The 13,028-nt window shown below is 59.2% G+C and carries 13 protein-coding genes and 1 pseudogene; 7 read left to right on the top strand and 7 right to left on the bottom strand.

The features are described 5' to 3' along the window. Positions 1–4 precede the first annotated feature (4 nt). The 5 genes from RQ479_RS29800 to RQ479_RS29780 all read right to left on the bottom strand — a co-directional run bounded on the left by RQ479_RS29800 (position 5) and on the right by RQ479_RS29780 (position 4,597). A complete protein-coding gene (locus tag RQ479_RS29800; RefSeq protein ID WP_376703384.1) occupies positions 5–859 on the bottom strand; it encodes a hypothetical protein in 855 nt (284 codons plus the stop codon). A gap of 319 nt (positions 860–1,178) precedes the next feature. Then, on the bottom strand, positions 1,179–2,378 hold the full coding sequence (locus RQ479_RS29795; RefSeq protein ID WP_376703383.1) for an IS256 family transposase: 1,200 nt from the start codon (positions 2,376–2,378) through the stop codon (positions 1,179–1,181). A gap of 182 nt (positions 2,379–2,560) precedes the next feature. Further along, positions 2,561–3,124, bottom strand: coding sequence for a sigma-70 family RNA polymerase sigma factor (locus RQ479_RS29790; protein ID WP_376703382.1), 564 nt, complete (start codon positions 3,122–3,124; stop codon positions 2,561–2,563). Between the two features lie 439 nt (positions 3,125–3,563). After that, positions 3,564–3,815 carry a DUF6894 family protein gene (locus RQ479_RS29785; RefSeq protein WP_376703381.1) on the bottom strand — a complete coding sequence of 84 codons (252 nt, stop codon included), beginning with the start codon at positions 3,813–3,815 and terminating at the stop codon, positions 3,564–3,566. Positions 3,816–3,838: 23 nt separating this feature from the next. Then, entirely contained in the window at positions 3,839–4,597 is a 759-nt protein-coding gene (locus RQ479_RS29780) for a Crp/Fnr family transcriptional regulator (RefSeq protein WP_376703380.1), read from the bottom strand. A gap of 426 nt (positions 4,598–5,023) precedes the next feature. Here RQ479_RS29780 and RQ479_RS29775 point away from each other — a divergent pair, with 426 nt between their 5' ends. The 5 genes from RQ479_RS29775 (at position 5,024) to RQ479_RS29755 (ending at position 9,636) form a co-directional block, all read left to right on the top strand. Continuing rightward, positions 5,024–6,523, top strand: a complete 1,500-nt coding sequence (locus RQ479_RS29775) for an ATPase domain-containing protein (RefSeq protein ID WP_376703379.1) — start codon at positions 5,024–5,026, stop codon at positions 6,521–6,523. Next, complete coding sequence (locus RQ479_RS29770) at positions 6,520–7,563, top strand: sensor histidine kinase (RefSeq protein WP_376703378.1); 1,044 nt, start codon at positions 6,520–6,522, stop codon at positions 7,561–7,563. The genes RQ479_RS29775 and RQ479_RS29770 overlap by 4 nt, the downstream gene beginning before the upstream one ends. A 189-nt stretch (positions 7,564–7,752) precedes the next feature. Beyond that, positions 7,753–8,109, top strand: a complete 357-nt coding sequence (locus tag RQ479_RS29765) for a hypothetical protein (RefSeq protein WP_376703377.1) — start codon at positions 7,753–7,755, stop codon at positions 8,107–8,109. Between the two features lie 99 nt (positions 8,110–8,208). Continuing rightward, positions 8,209–8,514, top strand: a complete 306-nt coding sequence (locus RQ479_RS29760; RefSeq protein ID WP_376703376.1) for a hypothetical protein — start codon at positions 8,209–8,211, stop codon at positions 8,512–8,514. A 72-nt stretch (positions 8,515–8,586) separates the two neighbouring features. Continuing rightward, positions 8,587–9,636: a YihY/virulence factor BrkB family protein gene (locus tag RQ479_RS29755; protein WP_376703375.1), complete on the top strand. Its 1,050-nt coding sequence runs from the start codon at positions 8,587–8,589 to the stop codon at positions 9,634–9,636. A 331-nt stretch (positions 9,637–9,967) separates the two neighbouring features. Here the strand turns inward: RQ479_RS29755 and RQ479_RS29750 are convergent, their stop codons facing one another. Further along, on the bottom strand, positions 9,968–10,693 hold the full coding sequence (locus RQ479_RS29750) for an RES family NAD+ phosphorylase (protein ID WP_376706042.1): 726 nt from the start codon (positions 10,691–10,693) through the stop codon (positions 9,968–9,970). Then, positions 10,687–11,100, bottom strand: a complete 414-nt coding sequence (locus RQ479_RS29745) for an antitoxin Xre-like helix-turn-helix domain-containing protein (RefSeq protein ID WP_376703374.1) — start codon at positions 11,098–11,100, stop codon at positions 10,687–10,689. The genes RQ479_RS29750 and RQ479_RS29745 overlap by 7 nt, the downstream gene beginning before the upstream one ends. Before the next feature lie 537 nt (positions 11,101–11,637). Here RQ479_RS29745 and RQ479_RS29740 point away from each other — a divergent pair. Then, positions 11,638–11,937: pseudogene (locus RQ479_RS29740) on the top strand (IS3 family transposase); the annotation flags it as partial. Positions 11,938–12,040: 103 nt separating this feature from the next. Next, positions 12,041–12,994: an NAD(P)/FAD-dependent oxidoreductase gene (locus RQ479_RS29735; RefSeq protein ID WP_376703373.1), complete on the top strand. Its 954-nt coding sequence runs from the start codon at positions 12,041–12,043 to the stop codon at positions 12,992–12,994. The last annotated feature ends 34 nt before the right edge of the window (positions 12,995–13,028 follow it).

The following is a 13,028-nucleotide window of genomic DNA, read 5'->3' as shown; positions in this document are numbered from 1 at the left end:
AGTCTCAAGCACTGGCGATCCCGCAGCGCGCTATCCCACTCTTCGCGCGACAAATAAAATCGTTTCGGGCCAACCCCGCCGTCGCTGATACTTGCTGTCTGCCGCGCCACGCATCCTCAATGAGGTCCAACACGCGAGCAAGGCCGATTTCTTCCAGTCCAGCCAGGAAGCAGATGGAGGCTGTCGACGCGACATCGAAAAGCGCTGGCAAGTCGGAATAGAGCGAGACCAGCCGTTCCTCCATGGGGATCGTGCGCATCGCTGCGCGGTCGAACTCGTTTCCGGCTTGCACCATGAGCTCCGATGCCGGGCCAACCACGACACTGTGCAGAGATCGCTCGCTTCGTTGAGTGATTGGGTCATATGTCTTGAGTTCAGAGATGGCGCCGTCAGAACCCTGCACAACACGTACTGGGTGGTCACGGTCGGCAGGGAAAATGTCGACAAGATCGCCGCGGACGGCTATCTCGCCTGGTTCATCGACTCGATCGTCGACAACATAGCCTGTTCTTTCAGCCAACACCCGAAGTGCCCCCAGGTCCATCTTCTGTCCGATCTGCAGGGTGGCAAAACCCTGGCCGATTAGCGAGGGGGGAGGTACCCGCTGCAGGGCAGATTCGACCGAAGTAACTGTGATGCGGGGACCTTTTTGAGGGGCCGCAACAGCTTGCAGGACGCTGACCCGCCGCCCCATGGTGGCGCGAGTGGGCCACACCCTGTCGAAAGGCATGCAATCCCAAGGGGGCATATACAGGATGTCGGCTCCTGGGAGAAAGTGGCGCAATGCCTGCGTGATGTCAGCGGCATCGCGTTCGCAACTCGCGACATGGAAAATGTCCCCGTTTCGATCGGTTTCCAAACTCTGATCAATGCCGCAGCGACCGCGGCAGCTGGCGGTGTGTCGCCCTCTCCTCCTGTTGCGAGTTCGCGCTGTTTCGCAGAAGCGCGCTCAATCTGCTCGAGCTGTTCAGGTTCTCCCGGATTCGAGGTCTTTCTATCCACGTCTCACCTTCCCATCCCGGGACAGAACGGCCGCAACGCTCCCGCGTTCCGCTGGGAGGAGCTAGCTGGCATCACTAGTTGCAATGAGTAGCCGTCACCGCAACGGCGATCGTGTCCCAGGGAGTGGTGTAGCTGACGGCATTGGTCGCCGTGCTCTCCGGCATGGGCCGGGCTGATCAGCGCGCCACGGCTGGCAAGCTGATCAGGGGATCATCGCTCATCTGGCTGATCGTTTCCAGAGTCATATATCTGGCGCGTTGCACGGCCCATTCATCGTTCTGTTCGAGCAGGATTGCGCCAACCAGGCGGACGATGGCGTCGTCGTTCGGGAAGATTCCGACGACCTCGGTGCGCCGCTTGATCTCGCCGTTGAGACGCTCGATCGGATTGGTCGAGTGCAGCTTGGCGCGATGTTCCTTCGGGAAGGTCATGTAGGCCAGCACGTCGGGCTCGGCGTCGTCCATGATTGTCGCCAGCTTCGGCACCTTCGGCCTGATCTGGTCGGCGACGGCGCGCCATTGCACGCTTGCGGCCTCGGGCGTCTCCTGGGCGAAGGCGGTGGCGATGAAAGCGGAGACGACCCTGCGGCCGCTCTTGCCGGCATGGGCCAGCACGTTCCTCATGAAGTGGACGCGGCAGCGCTGCCATGTCGCGCACAGCACCTTGGTGACGGCCGCCTTGATGCCTTCGTGGGCATCGGAGACGACGAGCTTGACGCCGCGCAGGCCGCGGCGGGTCAGCTTGCGCAGGAACTCCGTCCAGATCGGCTCGGCCTCCGAGGTGCCAATCTCCATGCCCAGCACATCGCGCCGGCCGTCCGCGTTGACGCCGACAGCGATGATGACGGCGACCGAGACGATGCGACCGCCGCGGCGCACCTTCAGGTAGGTGGCGTCGATCCACAGATAGGGCCAGTCGCCCTCGATGGGTCTTTCAAGGAACGCTTTGACCTTGCCGTCGATCTCCTCGCACAGCCGGCTGACCTGGCTCTTGGAGATGCCGCTCATGCCCATGGCCTTGACCAGGTCGTCAACCGATCGGGTCGAGATGCCTTGCACATAAGCTTCCTGGATGACGGCGGTCAGCGCCTTCTCGGCCATGCGGCGTGGTTCAAGGAACCCGGGGAAGTAAGAGCCCTTCCTGAGCTTGGGGATGCGCAGCTCGACGGTGCCGGCGCGCGTCTCCCAGTCGCGCTCGCGATAGCCGTTGCGCTGGGCCGTGCGCAACGGGTTCTTCTCGCCATAGGCGGCGCCGGTGGCGGCCCCAACCTCCATTTCCATCAGCCGCTCGGCGGCAAAGCCGATCATCTCGCGCAGGAGATCGGCATCCGGGGTCTTCTCCACGAGCGTGCGCAGGTTCATCATGTCGTCGGTCATCGGTGGTCCTTCCGAATTGGGTTGGCGTCAACAACCAAACCCTACCGGAAAGCGCCGATGACCACCGACATGCCGCTCACTCGCTACAGCGCGACTAACGGCGCGCTCGCGAGCGGCTTCGTAACCGCCGAGCTACACCACCTGTGGGGACACGACCCAACGGCTCATGGCCGGCGCTCTAATCAGGCGTTGCCGGCCATTGTTGTAGCCAATCGCGCATCGCGCAGGTAATCGCGTCTTTCTGTCAGCTCCTGTGCTGATTTTTCGCCCAGAAACTCGAGCACGCCTGCCCGTGCGCGACTGAGCCGGCTTTTGACTGTTCCAACGGCGCAACCGCATATCACGGCAGTCTCTTCGTAGCTGACACCAAGAACCCCCACCAGCATCAGCACTTCGCTCTGAGATTTTGGCAACCTTTGAATGGCCCGGTGGACCTCCTTGCTTTGCATGGACCATTCCTGTGCAGGCTGCGAAACGGGTGCAAGCGAGGCGCAGTCAACGATACCTGGTGCTTCCCTCGTGGCAGCCCTGACGCGCGTATAGTAGGTGTTGCGCATGATCGTGAAGAGCCATGACTTCATTCGCGTTCCGGGCTCGAACTTGTCGATGTTGGCCAGCCCTTTCGTCAACGTTTCCTGCACCAGATCGTCGGCATCTTCCCGGGCCTGGCAAAACGCGCGCGCGAAAGCGCGCAATGCGGGAATGAACTCGACGATGGAAACTTCACCAGTGGCCTGCTGAGGCAAGTTATCGCGCCTGTGTGACAAAATCGGCCTCCCTCAGAGCCTTGGTTGGGCTCTGTTGAACAACTCAAGAAACAGGCTTCGCGGAGAGATTGCGACTAGGCCTGATCCAGCGGGCACCTACAGGCACCTCCCGCCACCTTGCCCTGGGGCATGGGCTCAAGCATTCACATTCGTTAAGCCGGAGTTTAGTTCGGTCTTGCGAATGTGTCTTGCGAGGAGGCTGCGGCGGTCACCATCAAGACCAGCCACCCGGGACGGTGGCGCCGACGATCTCGCCCGGGCCCTCCTCAGGTAACGTGCAGTTCTACAGTCAGAATGAATTGCCGCCGACATGATGGCGCCTGTGATGGCACCGGGGCGAGAACCGCCCCACGCACCGAACGAACCAATCGCCCACATTGACTGCCAGGTGGCGAGCAGCAAGATGGCTTTTCCAAACTCATCCCGAAGCGCTGAGTTCAAGCTTTTCGATTTTGAGAATCAAGCTGAGCCTCAGGATCTTTCGCCCGCTCTCGTCACGAATATCCACCAATAGCTGTTGCTGCTCCGAACCTCCCAGTTCTTCCCGTGCCAAGTCTATCAGACCGTCGACAGCCGCCTCGCGGGCTGCCGCGATCCCTTCGCATTCCAGGCCCGTGTCGTCTTCGACGAGATGCTCGGCATCGCCGCTGTCAAAGAAATATCGTCGCATGCGATCGGCATCCTCATCAAAAGCTAGGCAGGGTTCCTTTGATGCAGGTAGGTCGGATCGAAGTCTCCTGCTCGAACCAGGCGGGGCCAATCGAGAGCACGCAGCCTTGTACCTGAGGTGGCAATCAGGCCATCGCCGCGCAGTTCCTGAAGGGTGCGGTTCACGTGAACTGTCGACAAGCCGAGAGCATCGCCAAGAGCGGCCTGCGTGATGGGGAGATCCGCTACGTGGTCCTCGATGCGTCCGACGGACCGCAAACGCACGATAAGCTCGCAAAGGATGTGGGCTGTGCGGGCATAGGCTTCTCGTCGCCCGACATTGGTGACCCATTCCCGGTAGATGGAGGCGTCGATGAGGGTCGATCGCCAGAACGCCGTCGCGATACGCGGATGCTGTTCGCAAATTGGGCGAAGGACGCTATGCCGGATGAAGCCTAATCTGCTTGGCGTCAGGCTCGAGAAGCTGCAGTCCATCACCGAAAGGTGCAAGCCATGCAGATCGGGAATATCGCCTGCGACAAAGAAGCTGGTGATCTGCCGCCTTCCCTGACCAGTATACTTGGACGAACATATCAGGCCGTCCAGAACCACAAACGAGTTTGCGGGGCTATCGCCTTCCGATATGATATCCTGATTGGCTGCGACGTCCTTTTCTTGAGTCGACATGCCCCGCAGGATCGCGGCGTCATCGTCGCTGATATCAGCGATTGTTCGGATTTTGCGGATAAGCACGTCTGACGACAAAACTGAAGACAAGACTTGTGGACCTACTTTGGTTGTCATCGCAAGTTTGCACTTATATGTTCAAGTGCTCTCCGGCGACTGCGAGCGTTCGAGACAACAATTGCCGATGGACATCCTCTATTCCAATCCAACCCCCGAAGCTGGGAAGAGCACGTCTGCTGGAAGGCGATCGGTTTGCAAAGAAACCGGTGCATCCAAATCACCTGCTGCCGATTTTAGGAATCCAAAATACATGGCCTACGAACGCCTCCGGTCTGCCATCGTTGCTGTACGAATTTAACTATCGGCCTCCTTCCGAGCAAAGAGGCACCTTGCAGCTACTAGGCGCTGGGGGGCCTTAGCACCAATCAGCCTCACCGACATGAACGGCGTCGTGAGCAGTTTGTAGAGGAGGCTCTTGTCCAGCGCCTTGCGGCCTTCTGGAACCATCAAAACTGACAATCGTTACGCTGTTCACCAACGTACATGAGGGGCAACGTGAACGAAGATGACGCCTCACCATTGGCGACCGGGGTAGAAGGCCTCGACTATGTTTTGCGCGGGGGTTATGCCAAATTTCGGTCGCACCTCGTTGAGGGAAGGCCGGGTTCGGGCAAGACCACGCTCGGGCTTCAGTTCCTGATCAAGGGGGCCTCGCAAGGCGAAAAATGCCTCTACATTACGCTATCTGAAAGCAAGCGCGAACTCATGTCCGTGGCAACCAGGCACGGCTGGACTCTGCAAGGGATAGAAATTCTGGAACTCGTTCCTCCAGAACTCAGCCTTGATCCCTCCCAGTTGCAGACGCTCGTGCATTCTTCTGACCTGGAACTCGGGGAGACCGTGCAGGCGGCCTTGGCTGAGATCGACCGTATTAAGCCACAACGCGTCGTGTTCGATTCTCTTTCCGAAATCCGGCTGCTCTCGCAGGGGTCGCTACGCTACCGCAGGCAGGTCCTGGCGCTGAAAAGCTTCTTTCTGCTCAACCATGCGACGGTGTTGTTACTCGACGACCTCACGGCCGAGCAGGATGACCTCAACCTGCATTCGATCAGCCATGGCGTCATCCGCATGGAGCAATTGTCTCCGATCTATGGTGGCGAGCGGCGGCGCCTGCGGGTGATAAAGATGCGTGGGGTGCAAATACGTGGCGGTTACCACGACTTCGTCATCCGGCCGGGCGGGGTCACGGTATTTCCGCGACTGGTCGCCGCCGAGCACCCTGAAGCCGAGCACGGCTCGCCGGCCTTAAGCGGAAATGCCGTGGACACTCTGGTCGGCGGCGGCCTCGATCGGGGTACAAGCACGCTCTTGATCGGCCCTTCGGGTGTGGGGAAGTCCACCATAGCCTGCTCCTACTGTCATGCGGCGCTTGGGCGCGGTGAGCGCGCCCTGGTTCTGCTCTTCGATGAAACTGATCGCATTTTCCTGGGACGTGCAGCTGGACTCGGTATGGATCTCAAGCCCTTCCTGCAAGACGGAATGCTCCTGCTCGAGCAGATCGACCCGGCGGACCTTTCACCCGGCGAATTGTCCTCAAAGATCCAGATCGCAGGCGAGCGGTTTGATGCCCGGATCGTAGTGATCGACAGCCTCACGGGATATCTGAATTCGATGTCCCAAGAGCAGCACCTTGTGCTGCAAATGCATGAAATTCTCACCTACCTCAACCAGAAGGGCATCGTCACGATCCTGCTGCTCGCCAATCACGGGCTGATCGGCCAGACGGCGACGCCAATCGACATGACCTATCTGTCTGATGCAGTGATGTTGCTGAGGTTTTTCGAAAGTGGCGGTCGCATTCGACGAGCGATTTCGGTGGTGAAGAGGCGGGTTGGTCCTCATGAGGACACTATTCGTGAATTCATGGTCAGCAGCCAGGGCATAGCTGTCGGCGAGCCGCTCGACCAATTCAGGGGAATACTTACAGGCGTGCCCTTTTTTGAGGGCAAACAAAGCGATCTGCTCGCTGACAAGAAGCCATGACGCCGAAAGAACCCGTTGTACTTGTGCTCGCCCCGGTTGGTCGAGACGCTCAGATAGCCGACTCGATTCTGGCAAAACAGGGGATCGGCACACGCATCTGTGCCAATCTGGACGAGGTTTTGCGGCTTCTCGACAGCGCACACTGCCTCGTCGTGGCCGAAGAAGCGCTCATCCATTCCGACCGGAGCCAATTCGCCGCCTGGCTGCGCGACCAACCTGCGTGGTCCGATTTTCCCGTGGTTCTTCTGGTCATGCGGGGAGCGGAGTTCGACAAGCGTCTTGCGTTTCTAGATCGGCATCTCATCGTTCTCGAAAGGCCTTTCCTGGCCTCAAGCCTGGCCAATTCGGTGCGGTCGGCGTTGCGTGCGCGTGCACGCCAGCTCGAGGTCAAGTCCCATCTTGAACAGAAACAGGAGGTCGCAGACCGTCAAAAGCTCTTGATCCGCGAGCTTCATCACCGGGTCAAAAACACCCTGGCCAATGTGCGAGCGGTGATGGGAGCGACGGCCCGGTCCAGCGATAGCGTCGACAGCTTCGTGCGTGATTTCTCCGCAAGAATCGTGTCCCTTGCCGACACGCACTCAATGCTTACAGACGACTATTGGCAGACGGCCTCTTTACAGAAGTTGCTTGAGGCGGAACTGAGCCACTACGAGATCCATGGCGAGCCGCGAATATCACTGCATGGTCCGAATGTGGCCCTCGTCGCCGACATTGCGATACCCGTCGGCATGGCGTTTCATGAACTTGCCTCCAACTCAGCAAAATTCGGCGCCCTGTCGTGCCCGCAAGGCCGCCTTGAAGTGCGATGGTGGATACCCGATTCCGCAGGTGAGCAAGTCCTGCATCTCGATTGGCAGGAGCAGGACGGCCCCATTGTACAGCCCCCGAGTCGACGAGGCTTTGGAACGACATTGCTGGAAAGGGTGGTTACAGTCCAATGCAATGCAAAGATCGAACTGCATTACAATCCCGACGGCCTGCGTTTCACTATGGCGTTGCCATTACGCGATACGAGGCTCGTGCCAGCGTACTCCTGAGTCACCTGCCGGGACGCGACGAACGTCGCGTTTCTCGTCTTTGTAGCGGGGCGCAAAGAAAGCCCGGCGGCGCGACCGTCCCTCTAGTTCAGCGCCGGCGGCTGCCCGGGGCGGAAACCCTTCAGCGCCGCGGCGATGCCCATCATCACCTGTCATTCCGTTCACCTGTCGCCAGCTGAGGAGGCCCACATGATTGATCGCATGAACATTGACTCAGCCCTTTACCCGACCGACTTGGAAGCCCTGAAATCCGTTTTCATCCAGATATGCGAGGAAGGGCATGTCGAGCCCGGCTTACCAGCGGCTGAGAGGCTCGCAGCCGACCTTGTCCGGCTTTTCCAGAGTGGCATGACCGATGAGACCATGCAGCTCATCGCGGCTCGGGCGCGTTTTCAGGCGTTAAGCAGGCAGGCTGACCTACGTCGATGGTTGCACTTGGTGGAGGGCGAACCACCGCCACCGGCGCCCCCAACCGGATCATCCTTCACGCCTTGGCCGATGTTGTCGAGATTCAGTAGCATGATGTACAGCCCGGCGGCGTATTGAGCGCAGTCAGACAGCAGAGGAAATAACCAACGGGGAGGCGCACCGGGTGCAAAGCCTGTCCAATCGTAGGAGGTGACCACCACCACGGGAGCAAACGCCATGCCTATCCTTCTGAATCACGGTACGGAACGATTGGCCCTGTCAGCAATGCGTGAGCGCACAGTCTCGCGATGCTTCACCGGCTGCCGTCTGGCTGAGGGGCATATTGCGCATTATGCCGGCAGAATTCATATACAGCTTCGCCCGTCGACCAAGGCAGGGGAAATGACATTACAAGCAGTCGCATTGATGGTGACATTGGTTGCCGCACCGGCCAACAACGATTTGCCTCCAAACGCCGTTGAAGGTGTGTGGATAAACGCTGGGACCGTGATGTTTCTGCAGCTTACGAACGCTTCTTTATGAACGTAGATCTGCACCTGCATCCTTTGGCGCGTCTAAACGTTGCCGTCGAAGAAGATGCGACGGACTGCTGTTATGTCGAAGAACAAAGCCGAGGATTCCGACAAAAACCAAGTGCAACTGGAGCGGCGGGCTGGACAGGAGGGCCGCGGACGCGATGCCGAACGGCCATCGCAGATTTCCGGCCGCGGCTGGAGGGACGTGCTGTGGCGGGTGTCGGCTGAGGTAATGGAGGACCGTGTCATGCTGATCGCGGCCGGAGCCACGTTCTACCTGCTTCTTGCCCTGTTTCCAGCGCTTGCCGCCTTCGTGTCCATCTACGGCTTCGTCGCCGATCCCCAGACCATCGCCGAGCACATTTCGTTCCTTGGCGGCATACTGCCTTCGGGCGGTTTGGATCTTATCAGATCGCAACTTAACTCATTGGCTGCTCAGAACACTGGCGCGCTCAGCTTTGGCTTTATCTTCGGTCTTGCCGTCGCACTGTGGAGCGCCAACAGCGGCATCAAGACGCTGTTCGAAGCGATGAACATCGCTTACGAGGAGACTGAAAAGCGCGGCTTTATCCATCTGAATCTCCTGGCCTTGGGGTTCACGCTTGGCGCCATCCTCATTGGCATCGGCTTTATCATCTCGGTCGGGATCGTACCCGCAATGCTTGCGCTGCTGAACCTCGGCGGCTGGACCGAAACCCTTGTGCGGATCTTGCGGTGGCCAGTTTTGCTGATCATGGTCGGAATCGGAATTACGCTGATCTATCGCTACGGCCCTAGCCGCGAAAAGGCAAAGTGGCGATGGGCCACATGGGGCGCCTTCCTCTCGGCTGTGGTTTGGATCGCGGTCTCGGTAGGTTTCTCCTTTTATCTTGAAAACTTCGCCAACTACAACGCGACCTACGGAGCCCTGGGGGCGGTCATCGGCTTGATGATGTGGACCTGGATTTCCATGATTATCCTGATTGTAGGTGCGGAGCTAAATGCTGAGATGGAGCATCAGACAGTCAAGGACACCACCACAGGTGCGCAGCAACCGATGGGTGCGCGAGGTGCCACAGTCGCCGACACGCTGGGCGGATCGGCCGATGCCGCCGACCTGCAGTCGCGTTTCGACGAGCGCAAACCGTAGCGCCTCAGGCTCGACGAGGGAACGAAGATGCAAGCGGCTACACGAGCGGTCAATGCCCATGCCGCAACTGATCCTCGGAGCCGACCCTTTGCCTTGGAGGACTAAGGTCACCTATAGGACGATCATGCTGATGCGCCGATGTCCGCTTCAGCACTTCGACCACAGAAGGCTGCCTGACCGGAACCAGCCCAAACGCGTTGGTCAAGCGGCTTCGGAAGAACGGCACGGTAGCAGTCGTAACCCGCCTTTACGAGCAGTCCCTCGCCTCGGCGGCCTAAATGGATCGGCGCCCTCCCGAAGGCCGATTGCGAGGTCACCCGCAGCCCGTCGTTCAGGAAACTTCCACGACACGGAAGACCTCCCCCGATCCTGAATCCCGCACAAGATCGACGCGCTCGCCATCCCAGTGGTAGTCGAGATGCCGGCCCTGAACGGGTGCCGAAGCACAATCCGGGTAGAAAAGGCCAACGCACTCGCCGTTTGGATGCCGGATGCTGGGATATACCACACCGTCCGAGCCAGCGTCCTTGAGGCTCTTCGCCAACTCTTGCGATGCCTGGTAGCTCTCCGGAACAAGGGCCGGATGGCCCTGCCGCTCAGGCCCTCTCAAGTCGTGCAGATCGGCATCAATCGAAAGAACGATCTCCCGGAACCGTGACGTCCAGCCAGCTTCTTCGGCTGTCCGCGCCATGAAGCGCTCGTGGTGATGGATAGTCTCGAACAGCGCCGTCTCGAAGACGTTGCCGACGTAGAGGACGCCAAAAGTGCCGTCGGTGAAGCGGCTCGGTCTGTCGGTGCTCACGTGCGTGAAGGGCGCCATCAGGTAAGACGCGCCATTGCCGCCGACCCTGCGCTCGACCGGAACGAGGTCGAGATTGCCGATGGTCGCCATGACCCGCGGGTTGGTCTTCTGCTCCGCGGAGATCAGCAGCGGCCAATCGGCCGGATCCGCAATGTCCTCGAACAGATCGATCGGCGGAAAGGCGCTGCGAATGATCCTGACAGCGCCTTTCCACTCAATTCGCGAAACCGGGATCTGTTTTGGCGCCGTCACCAGCCGCCGCGCTCGGCGTCGAGGTAGCGGCGGACTCGCATGATGTCGGTCAGTTCGCCGCCGAGCATCACGTCCAACGCGCTTGCCCCGGCAAAGGCGGAATTGCCGGTCCGGATCCACGCATATCCGCGTTGCGGCTCGGCGAAGATGATCCTGAGGCCCTTGTGGATGCCCATCAGGTTGGAGAGGCGCGCACGGCCGTCGCGGGATATCCGTCCGGGCCCTTCAGCCTTCCAGCGGCGGAAGGACCGGACCGGCATGTCGAGCAGGGTCGCCGCCTGTTCGTCGGTCAGTTCCCATTTGCCGAAAAGATTGAGCGCGGCGCGAAACATGGCAGCCGCCTCGTCCTGGGTAACAGGATCGGCACGGAATGCCTCAGGGGCGGTATTCACGCGTTCAAGTGCTAGCATGCCGGTATCTCCATATGGCAGTGAATATCTCATTGTATGCCATTTGGCAATACGCGAGAACAGCGGAGCGCTGAAATGGTCGGAGCGCTTTCCGCGAGCTGCAGGAACAGGCGGGTCCGGTAGCGGATGCTCGCCGTGAAGCAGCCCTGCGCCTTGTACCACTCGAGTAGCGCCCCCGCGATCCATTCGGTCAGCTCAAGCTGCTGCCTGCCATTGACCAGGCTACGCTTGAGCATGAGTCTGAATAGCTTACTTGTAAACGGAGCTTGTGTTGCTGTGTAACAAACAGAGTAACAGGGGGCAAAAAAACACAAATACTTTCAATAGGATGGGAAGAAAATCGAAAGACGATAGGTCCGCCAACCATTTGTAGGCCTGTTCTGTCGGCCATAAACCCAGCCATCACCTTTTGGCCGATAAACCTATGTCCTCCAGCATTTCACGATTCTTCTACTAAGAGCTACCACCGATCTAGGTCCCAAGTAGGATCTGGTGAACTGCACCTGCTTGAGGACAGGTCGGACTGATGGTTGCGATCGCTCGCGTCGGCTCTTGAGCGAGGGGAGCCTAGCGGCGGTGGATTCCGATGAGCCGGTAATCGGCAACTCCGAAGCCAAGAAGCTGGAAGATCGGGAGCGCGAGCTTGAACACATCCTCGGGCGCAAAACGTTGGAGAACGAGCCTCTCCGCGAGGTCCTTTCCTAAGCCCAGTCAAACCGATACCGCGGCCGATCTTCGATAGTTCCGGATGAAGACGGTGGCCGATGTTCTGTCGTTTCCTGCTCTAATCTCACTGAGCGGACGAAAGGCAATTCCAAGCGTCATCGGCCTTCAAATGTATGACCCGCGAGACGTTGTAACCAAATGGCCTGCTCCGCGTTCCTTTAACGGCGTTCGGCTGTGCCCTCGCAATCCAGCCTTGTGATTTCAGGATTTCTGAATGGTCAACTGGGACACGAGCCGGCATGAAGCAAGCTTCGACTGCCTGATCGTAGGTGGCGGGCCAGCGGGCCTAACGGCTGCGACTTACCTTGGAAGATTTCGAAGGCGAGTAATTGTTGTCGACGCAGATGAAAGCCGTGCAAAGTGGATTCCCTTGACGCGCAACTGCCCAGGCTTCCCAGACGGCATCACCGGCCCTGACCTGCTTGACCGCCTCGAACTGCAAGCTTCTCGATACGGCGCAAGCTTGGTCCGCGACAGGATCGTATCCATTCGCAAAACGAAGGCTGGGTTTTTGGCGGCCGCTTCATCTCCCATTCGTGCCCGCTCGGTGCTCATTGCAACCGGCGTTGTTGACATCCTCCCGGATCTTCCTAGCGCTACCGACATGATCCAAGCTGGCGTCTTGCGATTGTGCCCTATATGCGACGGCTATGAAGCAATCGACAAACGGGTGGCCGTCATCGGACCAGCCGAACACGCGATAAAAAAGGCGCTGTTCATGCGCACCTTCACTCAGGATCTGACCGTGCTGATTACCGATCCATCCGAGCGCTCCCCGCAAGAGCGTACCAAACTCAAGAGGGCCGGAATTAAGATCGGTGTATGCAGACCCAATGCCGTTTGCGCCACGGGCCGGGAGGCGGTAGTGGAACTCATCGACGGCGCAACGCTCTCGTTTGACGCTATTTATCCTGCGATGGGCTCGACCATCCGCTCGAGGCTTGCGGTCGACCTTGGTGCATGCTGTGACAAAGCGGGCAATCTCGTCGTGGATTCGCGCCAGCGCACCGCAGTCCGCGGACTTTATGCAGCCGGAGATGTGGTCAACGAGATCAATCAGCTTGCCGTAGCATTCGGCCACGCAGCGGTCGCTGCAACCGACATGCACAACTATCTTGCAAATGGTGACGGCGAGCATTTGTCCCAGGCCGAACACGGCCCACGGTGATATCATATGCGCATGGCGCCCGGCTCTGACGCTG

The sequence above is a fragment of the Mesorhizobium sp. ISC25 genome (genome assembly GCF_042295465.1).
Taxonomy (GTDB): domain Bacteria; phylum Pseudomonadota; class Alphaproteobacteria; order Rhizobiales; family Rhizobiaceae; genus Mesorhizobium.
This window is presented reverse-complemented; position numbering and strand designations above follow the sequence as displayed.

Coding starts and splice junctions, on each gene's coding strand:
- RQ479_RS29775 (WP_376703379.1), top strand. CDS start 5,024: ATGAGGGGCAACGTGAACGAAGATGACGCCTCACCATTGGCGACCGGG.
- RQ479_RS29780 (WP_376703380.1), bottom strand. CDS start 4,597: ATGACAACCAAAGTAGGTCCACAAGTCTTGTCTTCAGTTTTGTCGTCA.
- RQ479_RS29735 (WP_376703373.1), top strand. CDS start 12,041: ATGGTCAACTGGGACACGAGCCGGCATGAAGCAAGCTTCGACTGCCTG.
- RQ479_RS29745 (WP_376703374.1), bottom strand. CDS start 11,100: ATGCTAGCACTTGAACGCGTGAATACCGCCCCTGAGGCATTCCGTGCC.
- RQ479_RS29795 (WP_376703383.1), bottom strand. CDS start 2,378: ATGACCGACGACATGATGAACCTGCGCACGCTCGTGGAGAAGACCCCG.
- RQ479_RS29785 (WP_376703381.1), bottom strand. CDS start 3,815: ATGCGACGATATTTCTTTGACAGCGGCGATGCCGAGCATCTCGTCGAA.
- RQ479_RS29760 (WP_376703376.1), top strand. CDS start 8,209: ATGCCTATCCTTCTGAATCACGGTACGGAACGATTGGCCCTGTCAGCA.
- RQ479_RS29755 (WP_376703375.1), top strand. CDS start 8,587: ATGTCGAAGAACAAAGCCGAGGATTCCGACAAAAACCAAGTGCAACTG.
- RQ479_RS29770 (WP_376703378.1), top strand. CDS start 6,520: ATGACGCCGAAAGAACCCGTTGTACTTGTGCTCGCCCCGGTTGGTCGA.
- RQ479_RS29765 (WP_376703377.1), top strand. CDS start 7,753: ATGATTGATCGCATGAACATTGACTCAGCCCTTTACCCGACCGACTTG.